This is a genomic window from Methylobacterium sp. Leaf89 (assembly GCF_001422215.1).
Classification (GTDB): domain Bacteria; phylum Pseudomonadota; class Alphaproteobacteria; order Rhizobiales; family Beijerinckiaceae; genus Methylobacterium.
This window is the reverse complement of record NZ_LMML01000029.1, coordinates 115,173-125,713: the sequence shown is the minus strand read 5'-3', so window position 1 is coordinate 125,713 and position 10,541 is coordinate 115,173. Positions and strand designations below refer to the sequence as shown.

The window sequence follows — 10,541 nt, the reverse complement described above, 5'->3', positions numbered from 1 at the left end:
GCGACACCGAGTTCGCCGTCGTCCGCGCCGGCCTGAACTACAAGTTCGGCTCCTACTAGGATCCGCTCCGGTCGCGCCCCTCGCGGGGCTCGCCTCGACAGGAAAGCCCGGTCCGCGAGGCCGGGCTTTTCCGCGTTCTGCGCAGATTTGGATTCGGCGCATGCATCCGGGACGGCAAAGTTTGCGTTGAACCCCTGACAAAGGCCGGCGGCACCCCCATCTCTGACCCGCCCGTGCGGGTGGTCACCCGCCGGCTTGCCCCAGGAGGACGACTCCATGAACAGCGAAGAACGCGACGTCATCGGCGGCATTTTCCAGCGCCTGGAGCAGGCTTCGAGCCAGCCCCGTGACGCGGAAGCCGAGCGCTTCATTGCCGACAAGATCCGGGCACAGCCCTACGCGCCCTACGCCATGGCGCAGCTCATCTACGTGCAGGAAGAGGCGATCAAGAGCCTGAACGAGCAGCTGGAGCAGCTGCGCCGTGCGGGCCAGCAGCAGCCCCAGGGCGGCGGCGGCTTCCTGTCCAGCATCTTCGGCGGCGGCTCCTCCGCCCGCCAGCCCGAGCCGCCACGCCAGGGCGGCGCCTGGGGGAACCAGGGCGGCCAACCGGGCTACGGACAGCCGCAGCAGCCGGGCTATGGTCAGCCGCAGCCCGGCTACGGGCAGCAGCCGGGCTACGGCGGTCCGCAGCAGGGGGGCCCCTGGGCCGGCCAGCAGGCGGCGCCGGCGCGCGGCGGCGGCTTCATGGCGACGGCGCTGCCCATGGCGGCGGGTGCCGCCGGTGGCATGCTCCTCGGCAGCGCCCTCTCCAACGCCTTCGCGGGCGGCCATTCCCAGCTCGGCAGCGCGGCGGCGGCCGGTCTCGGCGGCACCCCGAACATCACCGAGAACAACTTCTTCGGCGGCAGCGGCAACGAGGATCTCGGCTCGGCCCTCGGCGGCGGCAACGACCTTCAGGATGCGTCCTTCACGGAGGATTCCGGCGGCGATTTCGGGGGCGACATCGGCGGCGGCGGGGACGACGACTGGGTCTGATCCAGGATGACGACGAGCCGGCGCCTCGAACAGGCGCCGGCTCTTCCGTTTCAAGGATCAGGTCTTCTCCAGGGGTCAGATCTTCGGGGCTCGGACTTCAGAGGACCTCGACGCGCGTGCCGACCGGCGTGCGTTCGTAGAGATCGATGACATCCTCGTTCATCATGCGGATGCAGCCGGACGAGACGTTCTGCCCGATCGTGTGCGGCTCGTTGGTGCCGTGGATCCGATAGAGCGACGAGCCGAGATAGAGAGCCCGGGCGCCGAGCGGATTACCGGGGCCGCCGGCCATGTGGCGCGGCAGGTCCGGACGGCGGCGGATCATCTCCTGGGGCGGCGTCCAGTCCGGCCATTCCCGCTTCTGGCTGATCGTCTTCAGGCCCGACCAGGCGAAGCCCGGTCGGCCGACGCCGATGCCGTAGCGGATCGCCTGGTGCCCGGGCTGCACCAGATAGAGAACCTTCCCCGGCGTATCGACCACGATGGTGCCGGGACGCTGCGGCCCGTCGAAGGCGACCACCTGCCGCGTGTAGCGGGCATCCGGGGCACGGGCGATGCTCTCGACCGCCGGTTCCCGCGCCGTCGGCAGGGCGGCGAGGCGGACCGGGACGGGCTGCGGCGCGATCTGCGCCTGCGGCTCCCATTCCGGCTCCGGGGGAACCCGATCGCCCGAATGCAGCTGGCGCGGCACGGCTGCGGCATAGGCCGCCGGCGCGCGCGCATCCGCGCGCTCCTCCGGCAGGCGCCGGCCGGGGATCGGGCGCTCCGCCATGGCCCGAGGCGCCTGCGCGCCCGGCCGATCGCTCATCAGGAGTTCGAGGAAGCCGCCGCCATAGGCGCCCGGCCGCGGCGCGCCCTGCGCCTGCGCCCCACTCCCCTGCCCCGCCAATCCCGCCGTCAGGCAGGCGATGGCCACGCACCAATCGAACCGCATGCTCGTCAACGCTCCAAGCCCGATCGACCCCGCTCAGGGGTGCGACATGGGGCCAGGATCGCGGTCCGGGGCGGACACCCGGTGAAGGAACATGGTGAATCGTTCAGGCCGATGCGGCGGCGAACAGGGGAATGGATTCAGCGTGAACGTGCCGTAAAGGTTGCCGATGAGTTGTGACGTTCAAGAAATCGCAATCAGTTGGGCGCAGGATGACCCGGCTTCACTCTTGTTGGCTGATCGCGACCGATGACTCTCAAACGTTACCGCATCGAAGACAGTCTCGGCCTCGCGAGCGCCCCCGTGGCGATGGACTCCGCCGTCTCGTCGGAGGCGGTCACCTTGAACAACAAGCGCCTGGACGAGATCCTGTCCGCGATCCAGGACCTGCGCAAGGTCACGCAGACCAGCACGGTGGAGACCATCGAGGCGTGCCGGAAGGAGCTGAACGAAGCCTTCGCCATGCGCTCCGAGCTCGACATCATGAAGGATGCGATCACCCGCACCAAGCAGGAGATCGCGACGCTCTACCGTTCCGAGAACACCGGCAAGGGCATGCGCCGCGTGGCGGGCGAGCTCGATGCCGTCGTCGACTCCACCGAGCGCGCCACCAGCACGATCCTGGGCGCGATCGAGGAGATCGAGACCAACGCCAGCATGCTGCGCGCCATGACCACCACCATGGCGGGACGCGAGAACATCGACGCGATCCTCGACCGCGTCGTGGTCGCCTTCGAGGCCTGCAACTTTCAGGACCTCACCGGCCAGCGCATCAACAAGATCGTGGGCGTGCTGAAGTTCATCGAGGAACACCTCGACCGGATGATCGAGGCCTGGGGCGGCCTCGACACCTTCAGCGAGCTGCTGGGCGCCCATCCCGCCAAGGTGGACATCGACGACGAGAGCTCGCTCCTCAACGGGCCGAAGCTCGCCGACGATATCGGCCACGTCGACCAGGGCGACATCGACGCGCTGTTCGATTGAGGCGACGGGGCCGGGTCGCCCGGCGCGCCTCCTCCGTCGCCCCTTCCCTCGCCTTCCCCCGAGGCTTAAGTCAGCGGCATGAGCCGCGCGCCCGCGAAAGACCCCGCCTCGAACGATCTGCCACCTGACGGCTTCGACGATCAGGACGGCTTCCCGCAGGACGGCTTCCGGGAGGACGCCTCCGAGGAGGCGCAGGACCTCGCCCAGGCCGACGACGCACCCGAGATCGACTTCGATTTCGAGGAGGGCGCGGTCAAGGCCGGCACCGAGGTGATCCGGCGGTTCTGGACGACCCTGCCGACCTCGCCCGGCGTCTACCGGATGTTCGACGAGAAGGGCGACGTCCTCTACGTCGGCAAGGCCAAGAACCTGAAGGCGCGGGTCGGCTCCTATGCCCGGGGCCAGGCGCATTCCAACCGCATCGCCCGCATGATCTCGCAGACGGCGGCGATGGAGTTCGTCACCACCGCCACCGAGACCGAGGCGCTGCTCCTCGAGGCCAACCTCATCAAGCAGCTGAAGCCCCGCTTCAACGTGCTGATGCGGGACGACAAGTCGTTTCCCTACATCCTCGTCACGGCGGATTCGGAAGCGCCACAGATCATCAAGCATCGCGGCGCCCGGCGCCGGAAGGGCAGCTATTACGGCCCCTTCGCCAGCGTCTGGGCGGTGAACCGCACGGTGAACGCCCTGCAGCGGGCCTTCCTCCTGCGCACCTGCACGGACAGCTACTACGAGAACCGCACCCGGCCCTGCCTGCTCTACCAGATCAAGCGCTGCTCCGGCCCCTGCACCGGCGAGATCGACCTCGACGATTACCGCGCGCTCGCCGACAGCGCGAAGAGCTTCCTGGCGGGCAAGTCGAACGCCGTGAAGGACCGCATGCGCGAGGAAATGCAGGACGCCTCGGAGAAGATGGAATTCGAGCGGGCGGCGCGGTTCCGCGACCGCATCGCGGCCCTGTCGGCGATCCAGGGGACGCAAGGGGTGAACACCCAGGGCGTCGAGGAGGCAGACGTCTTCGCCCTCGACGAGCAGGCGGGCCAGTTCTGCATCGAGGTGTTCTTCTTCCGCAACTTCCAGAACTGGGGCAACCGCGCCTACTTCCCCAAGGCCGACCGCACCATGACGCCGGACGAGGTCCTGGCCTCGTTCATCGGGCAGTTCTACGACGACAAGCCGGCGCCGCGCAGCGTCCTGGTCTCGCACGCCATCGAGGATGCGGAGCTCCTGGCCGCCGCCCTGTCGAGCCGCACGGAGTACCGGGTCGAGATCCACCAGCCCCAGCGGGGCGAGCGCAAGAACCTCGTCGAATACGCGCAGCGCAATGCCAAGGAGGCCCTCGGCCGGCGCCTCGCTGACACCGCCTCCCAGGGCAAGCTGCTCGCCGCCCTCGGGCAGTCGTTCGGGCTTTCCGGCACGCCCCGGCGGATCGAGGTCTACGACAACTCGCACATCATGGGCACGAACGCCGTCGGCGGCATGATCGTGGCCGGGCCGACGGGCTTCGCCAAGCAGCATTACCGCACCTTCAACATCAAGTCGGAGGAACTGACCCCGGGCGACGATTACGGGATGATGCGCGAGGTGCTGCAGCGGCGCTTCAAGCGCCTCGTCAAGGAGAACCCGCGCACCGCCCGGGAGGCCGCGATCGCCGCCAGCGAAGGCGGCGCCGAGGTCCCCGTCCCGGAGGCGTCCCCGGAGAGCGACACCCTGCCGGCCTGGCCCGACCTCGTGCTCATCGACGGCGGCAAGGGGCAGCTGGACGCCGCCCGCACCGCCCTGGAGGAGATCGGCGTCACCGAGGTCGCCCTGGTGGGCATCGCCAAGGGCCGGGACCGCGACGCGGGGCGCGAGACGTTCTTCGTGCCCGGCCGCCCCCCCTTCAAGCTGCCGCCGCGCGACCCGACCCTCTACTTCGTCCAGCGCCTGCGCGACGAGGCGCACCGCTTCGCCATCGGCAGCCACCGGGCCAAGCGCAAGCGCGAGATGGTGAAGAACCCCCTCGACGAGATCGCGGGAATCGGCCCCAGCCGCAAGCGCGCGCTGCTGCACCACTTCGGCACCGTGAAGGCGATCCAGCGCGCGGCGTTCGAGGACCTGGCGAAGACCCCGGGGGTCAACGCCGCTACGGCCCGCGCCGTCTACGACTTCTTTCACACCCATGCGTGACGAGATCGGCGCGTCCGGGCGGTTGACCCCCACCGCCGCACATGGTTTCACGCCTGCGATGAATCCCGTCCTCACCCGCCGCCGGTCGCCAGCCTGGACGCTCGCGAACTGCCTGACCTACGGGCGGCTCGTGGCGGTGCCGGTCGTCGTCGCGCTGCTGTACTGGCCCACCGAGCCGGGCGCGCGCTTCGGCGCCCTGGCGGTCTACATCCTGGCGGCGATCACCGATTATCTCGACGGCTACGTGGCGCGGACCTACGACCAGAGCTCGGCCCTCGGGCGGATGCTCGATCCCATCGCCGACAAGCTCCTGGTGGCCGCCTGCCTCCTCATGCTGGCCGCGGACAACACCATCGTGGGCTGGACCCTCTGGGCCGCCATCGTGATCCTGTGCCGGGAGATTCTGGTCTCGGGCCTGCGCGAGTACCTGGCCGAGCTGAAGGTCGGCGTTCCGGTGAGCAAGGTCGCCAAGTGGAAGACGACCGTACAGCTGATCGCCATCGGCTTCCTCGTGGCCGGCCCGGCCGGGGAAACGATCCTGCCCGGCACGATCCGGGCGGGAACCGTCCTCCTCTGGATCGCTGCCGCGCTGACGCTCTATACCGGCTGGGACTACCTGCGCGCCGGCATCAAGCACGTCATCGACGACCCACGCTGAGGGACACCACGCGATGAAGCTCGTGTATTTCGCCTGGGTGCGCGAGCGCGTCGGCAAGGCCGAGGAGACCGTCGACCTCCCCAAAGGAATCGTCACGGTCTCGGACCTCGTCGACTGGCTGCGTGGCCGGGGCGAGGAATACGCCTACGCCTTCGAGACCACCGGCATCGTCCGCGCGGCGATCGACCGAGTCCACGCCAAGCCGGACGCACCGATCGCCGGCGCCTCCGAGATCGCGTTCTTTCCCCCCATGACAGGGGGCTGAGGCTCGGGCCTCAGCCCTGGCGGCCGATGATCGGCGGCTGGGGCGCCCTGCTCAGCGCCTGCCCAGGGCCGCCGTGAAGGCCATGAGGTTGTGGCGCATCATCGCCACGTAGGTCGGCGCCGGCCCGTCCGGCCCCGACAGGGCGTCGGAGAAGACCTTGCCCCCGATCACGGCGCCGCTCTCGCGGGCGATCTGCTGCATCAGGCGCGGATCGCTGATGTTCTCAAGGAAGACGGCCGGGATCTTCTCCTGGCGGATCTGGCGAATGATCCGGGCGACGTCCCGGGGGCTCGCCTCGCTGTCGGTGGACACGCCCTGCGGGGCGATGAAGGTCAGGCCGTAGGCGGCGGTGAAGTAGCCGAAGGCGTCATGGGTCGTGATGATCCGGCGTTGGGCCTTCGGGATCGCGGCGATCCCCGTCCGGACCTCGGCCTCCAGGGCGTCGAGGCTGGCGAGATACGCCTTGGCGTTGTCGGTATAGGCCGCGGCATGGTCCGGGTCGATCCGCACCAGGGCATCCCGGATGTTGCCGACGTAGATTCGCGCGTTGGCGATGCTCTGCCAGGCATGGGGATCGTCGTGGTGGCCGTGCGCGTGGCCGGGGCCGCCCTGGTCGTGGCCATGGCCGTGATCGTCGTCCTCCGCCTCGATCGGCTTGACCCCCGCGGAGGCGACGACGACCGGCGCCTTCGTGCCCGAGGCCTTGATGAGGCGGTCGATCCACCCTTCCAGCCCGAGGCCGTTGACCACGACGAGCTTGGCATCCGCCAGGGTCCGGGCGTCGCTCGGCGCCGGCGCGTAGCCGTGGGCGTCGGCGTTCGGCTGCACCAGGGAGGTCACGGCGACATGGTCCCCGCCGACCTGGGCCACCAGGTCGGCCAGGATCGAGAAGGTCGCGACGGCCCGCAGCTTCGTCTCCGCCGCCGAGACCGGACCGAGAAGGCCGAGCAGGAGCACGAGGGCGGCAGGTAGACGGAAGCGCAGGCGCGGGGACAGGAGCCGGAACGGCATCGGGGACGATCCTTTCGGTGAGCTCCCCCGCTCTACTGTAACATTATCACATTTCCTAGCCGGACCGCGGAGCGCGCCCCCAATGGCTTTCGCTTGATCTCGCCGGCGGGCGGACGCAAACACCCCCGCAGTCGCGGCCCGCGTGCCGGCGGACGGGCACGACACGGAAAGAGCGGATCAGATGGCGCGACGGGCGCTTCCCAAGGGCGACATCCTGCCCCTCCTCGGCCGGGTTTGGCGGGAATGGCTGCGTCCGCACCGGGCGACCCTTGCGGTGGTTCTGGTGCTCATCGCCATCGTGGGCGCGGCGACCGGCCTGTACCCGACCCTGATCAAGCTCGCCTTCGACGCCTTCGACCGCAAGGACATGGCCGCTCTCGCCTACGGCCCGGTGATCGTCATCGCCATCACGTCGATCCGCGGCTTCGCGCTGTTCGGCCAGAACGTCCTGACCAACCGGGTCGTCACCCGGGTCGAGGCCGACATGCAGGCCGCCCTCTACGGGCACCTCATCGAATCCGACCTCGCCCAGCTCGGCCGCGAGAGCCCGGCGGCCTTCACGCAGCGCTTCACCACGGATTTCGCCTTCATCAAGGAGGCTCTGACCCGCATCTCCACGGTGCTCCTGCGCGACATCGCCATGCTGATCGCCCTGGTGGCGGCCCTGGTCTGGATGGATCCGGTCCTCACCCTGGTGGCGGGCGTGGTGGTGCCCTTCGTCGCCGGCCCGATCGGCCGGGTCGGCAGGAAGCTGCGCCGCGTCTCCACCGCGACGCAGGAGCGGATGGGCCTCACGGCGAGCCTCATCACCGAGAGCCTGCAGGGCGCCCGCATCGCCAAGACCTACGCGCTCGAAGGCTACCTCAAGGGCCGGGCGAAGGGGGCCTTCGACGAGGTGCGCCGCCTCAAGATGAAGGCCGCCAATGCCCGCGGGCGCCTCGACCCGCTCCTCGAGATCGGCGGCGGCTTCGCGGTGGCGGCGGTGCTGGCCCTGGTCGGCCAGCGCGTGACCTCGGGCGACCGCACGGTCGGCGACTTCACCGGCTACGTCACTGCGCTGCTCCTGGCCTCGCAGCCGATCCGCACGCTGGGCACCCTCAACGCGATCCTTCAGGAAGCCGGGGCCGCGCTCCAGCGCTACTTCGCCCTCATGGACGAGGCGCCGCAGATCCGCGACGTGCCGGGGGCGCGCCCGCTCCAGGTGGCGGGGGGCGAGATTCGCTTCAGCGACGTGCAGTTCCGTTACCGCGCCGACGCGCCGGCCCTGGAGGGGATCGACCTTACCGTTCCGGCCGGGGCGACGGTGGCCCTGGTCGGGCGTTCGGGCTCGGGCAAGTCCTCCCTGCTCAACCTCGTGCCGCGCCTCTACGACGTGACCGAGGGCGCGGTGCGCATCGACGGGCAGGACATCCGCACCGTCTCCCTCGCCTCCCTGCGCGCGGCGGTGGCCGTGGTCTCGCAGGACGTGGTCCTGTTCGACGACACCATCGCGGCCAATATCGGCTTCGGCCGGCCGGGGGCGACCCGCGCCGAGATCGAGGCGGCGGCCGAGGCGGCGGCGGCGCACGGCTTCATCAGCCGCCTGCCGGAGGGCTACGATTTCCCCGTCGGTCCCGCGGGCGGACGGCTCTCGGGGGGCGAGCGCCAGCGCATCTCGCTCGCCCGCGCCTTCCTCAAGGACGCCCCGATCCTGCTCCTCGACGAGGCGACGAGCGCCCTCGATTCCGAGTCCGAGCGCCTCGTCCAGGACGCGCTCCTGCGCCTGATGCGGGGCCGCACCACCCTGGTCATCGCACACCGGCTCTCCACCGTGCGCGATGCCGACTGCATCGTCGTCATGGAGGCCGGGCGGATCGTCGAGACCGGGCGCCACGAGGCGCTGGTGGCGGCGGGGGACGCCTATGCCCGGCTCCATCGGATGCAGCTCTCCGGCGACGTCGAGGACGCGGCCGTGCCGGCCTGACGGGACCGATCCGCCCGCCGCGCGTTGAGCCGGCCGGAGCGGGACTCGGACGTCGATGCGGACAGAGCCATTCGGAACCACGGCGGACGGCGCGGCCGTGATGCGCCATACCCTCGCGCGGGGCGACCTGCGGGTGCAGGTGCTCGATTACGGCGGCATCGTCAGCCGGATCGACGTGCCGGACCGAAGGGGCCGCGTGGCGAACGTCGTCCTCGGGGCCGCCGACCTCGCGGGCTACGCGGCGAGCGACGCGCATTTCGGCGCGATCATCGGACGCTACGCCAACCGCATCGCCGGCGGCCGCTTCCGCCTCGACGGAGCGGCGTACCAGCTGCCCCGGAACGCGGGCCGCAACACCATGCATGGCGGGCCGGAGGGCTTCGACCGGCGGATCTGGCGGGTCGAAGCCGCCGACGCGGCCAGCCTGACCCTGGCCTACCGATCCCCCGATGGCGAGCAAGGCTTCCCGGGCAATCTCGACGTCGCCGTGACCTACCGCCTGGACGACGATGGCACGCTGGCGATCGACTACGTCGCCGTCACCGACCGGCCGACGATCCTCAACCTGACCAACCACAGCTACGTCAACCTTGCCGGCGAGGGCGCGGGCAGCGCCCTCGGGCACGTCGTCACCCTCGCGGCGGACGCGGTGCTGGAGACCGATGCCGAGCAGATACCCACGGGCGCGATCCTGCCCGTGGCCGGGACGCCCTTCGACTTCCGGACACCGACGGCCCTCGGGGCCCGCATCCAGACGGCGCACCCGCAACTCGCCCTGGCCCACGGCTACGACCACACCTACGTGCTCGGCGGCGACGGGACTCTTCGCGTGGTGGCGCAGGCGGTCGATCCAGAGAGCGGACGCTGCCTCACCGTGGCGACGACGCGGCCGGGGCTGCAGCTCTACACCGCCAACATGCTCGACGGGACGGTGACGGGTTCGGGCGGCGGCCTCTACCGCGCAGGCGACGCCGTCTGCTTCGAGGCGCAAGGGTTTCCCGACGCGCCGAACCACCCGGCCTTTCCCAGCACCGTCCTGCGGCCGGACGCGCCCTTCCGGGCGACCACGACCTACCGGTTCAGCACCGTGCCGTAGGTCGGGCGCCGCCGAGCGCCTCAGCCGTGGTGGGAATCCGCCTCGATCAGGATCTCGCGCTTGCCGGCATGGTTGGCCGGGCCGACGATGCCCTCGATCTCCATCTTCTCCATCAGGGAGGCGGCGCGGTTGTAGCCGATCTGCAGCCGACGCTGGATGTAGGAGGTCGAGGCCTTCTTGTCCCGCAGCACCACCTGCACGGCCTGGTCGTAGAGGTCGCCGCCGGCCTCGCCGAAGCTGCCCTGGTCGAAGACCGCGCCGTCCACCTCGATCTCGTCGGCAGCGCCCTTTCCGCCCGACGCTCCGTCCTCCTCCGCCGTGACGGCCTCGAGGTAGGAGGGCCGGCCCTGGCGCTTGAGGTGGGCGACCACGCTCTCGACCTCGGCATCCGAGCAGAACGGCCCGTGCACGCGCGTCGTGCGCCCG

General features: G+C 70.3%; 10 protein-coding genes. 7 read left to right on the top strand and 3 right to left on the bottom strand.

Translation table 11 applies throughout. The features are described from left to right. The first annotated feature begins 276 nt into the window (after positions 1–276). Complete coding sequence (locus ASF18_RS16015) at positions 277–1,035, top strand: DUF2076 domain-containing protein (RefSeq protein ID WP_056353017.1); 759 nt, start codon at positions 277–279, stop codon at positions 1,033–1,035. Between the two features lie 97 nt (positions 1,036–1,132). Here ASF18_RS16015 and ASF18_RS16010 read toward each other — a convergent pair whose 3' ends face one another. Beyond that, positions 1,133–1,969: a L,D-transpeptidase gene (locus ASF18_RS16010; protein ID WP_056353015.1), complete on the bottom strand. Its 837-nt coding sequence runs from the start codon at positions 1,967–1,969 to the stop codon at positions 1,133–1,135. A gap of 246 nt (positions 1,970–2,215) precedes the next feature. Between ASF18_RS16010 and ASF18_RS16005 the strand changes: the two genes are divergently transcribed. From ASF18_RS16005 to moaD, 4 genes are all read left to right on the top strand, one after another. Continuing rightward, entirely contained in the window at positions 2,216–2,950 is a 735-nt protein-coding gene (locus ASF18_RS16005; protein WP_056353013.1) for a chemotaxis protein, read from the top strand. A gap of 78 nt (positions 2,951–3,028) precedes the next feature. After that, complete coding sequence (uvrC, locus tag ASF18_RS16000; protein ID WP_056353011.1) at positions 3,029–5,122, top strand: excinuclease ABC subunit UvrC; 2,094 nt, start codon at positions 3,029–3,031, stop codon at positions 5,120–5,122. A gap of 58 nt (positions 5,123–5,180) precedes the next feature. After that, positions 5,181–5,780: a CDP-diacylglycerol--glycerol-3-phosphate 3-phosphatidyltransferase gene (gene pgsA / locus ASF18_RS15995; protein WP_056212502.1), complete on the top strand. Its 600-nt coding sequence runs from the start codon at positions 5,181–5,183 to the stop codon at positions 5,778–5,780. A 13-nt stretch (positions 5,781–5,793) separates the two neighbouring features. Further along, complete coding sequence (gene moaD / locus ASF18_RS15990; protein WP_056353009.1) at positions 5,794–6,045, top strand: molybdopterin converting factor subunit 1; 252 nt, start codon at positions 5,794–5,796, stop codon at positions 6,043–6,045. 51 nt (positions 6,046–6,096) lie between these two features. On the opposite strand, the gene ASF18_RS15985 is transcribed toward moaD, so the two are convergent. After that, on the bottom strand, positions 6,097–7,056 hold the full coding sequence (locus ASF18_RS15985; protein ID WP_056353008.1) for a metal ABC transporter substrate-binding protein: 960 nt from the start codon (positions 7,054–7,056) through the stop codon (positions 6,097–6,099). 181 nt (positions 7,057–7,237) lie between these two features. Between ASF18_RS15985 and ASF18_RS15980 the strand changes: the two genes are divergently transcribed. Continuing rightward, on the top strand, positions 7,238–9,019 hold the full coding sequence (locus ASF18_RS15980; RefSeq protein ID WP_056212508.1) for an ABC transporter ATP-binding protein: 1,782 nt from the start codon (positions 7,238–7,240) through the stop codon (positions 9,017–9,019). Between the two features lie 55 nt (positions 9,020–9,074). After that, positions 9,075–10,115: an aldose epimerase family protein gene (locus tag ASF18_RS15975; RefSeq protein ID WP_056353005.1), complete on the top strand. Its 1,041-nt coding sequence runs from the start codon at positions 9,075–9,077 to the stop codon at positions 10,113–10,115. Between the two features lie 20 nt (positions 10,116–10,135). Here ASF18_RS15975 and ASF18_RS24820 read toward each other — a convergent pair. Then, positions 10,136–10,541 (bottom strand): DNA translocase FtsK (locus ASF18_RS24820; protein WP_280138941.1); only part of this gene is annotated, 406 nt, incomplete at its 5' end.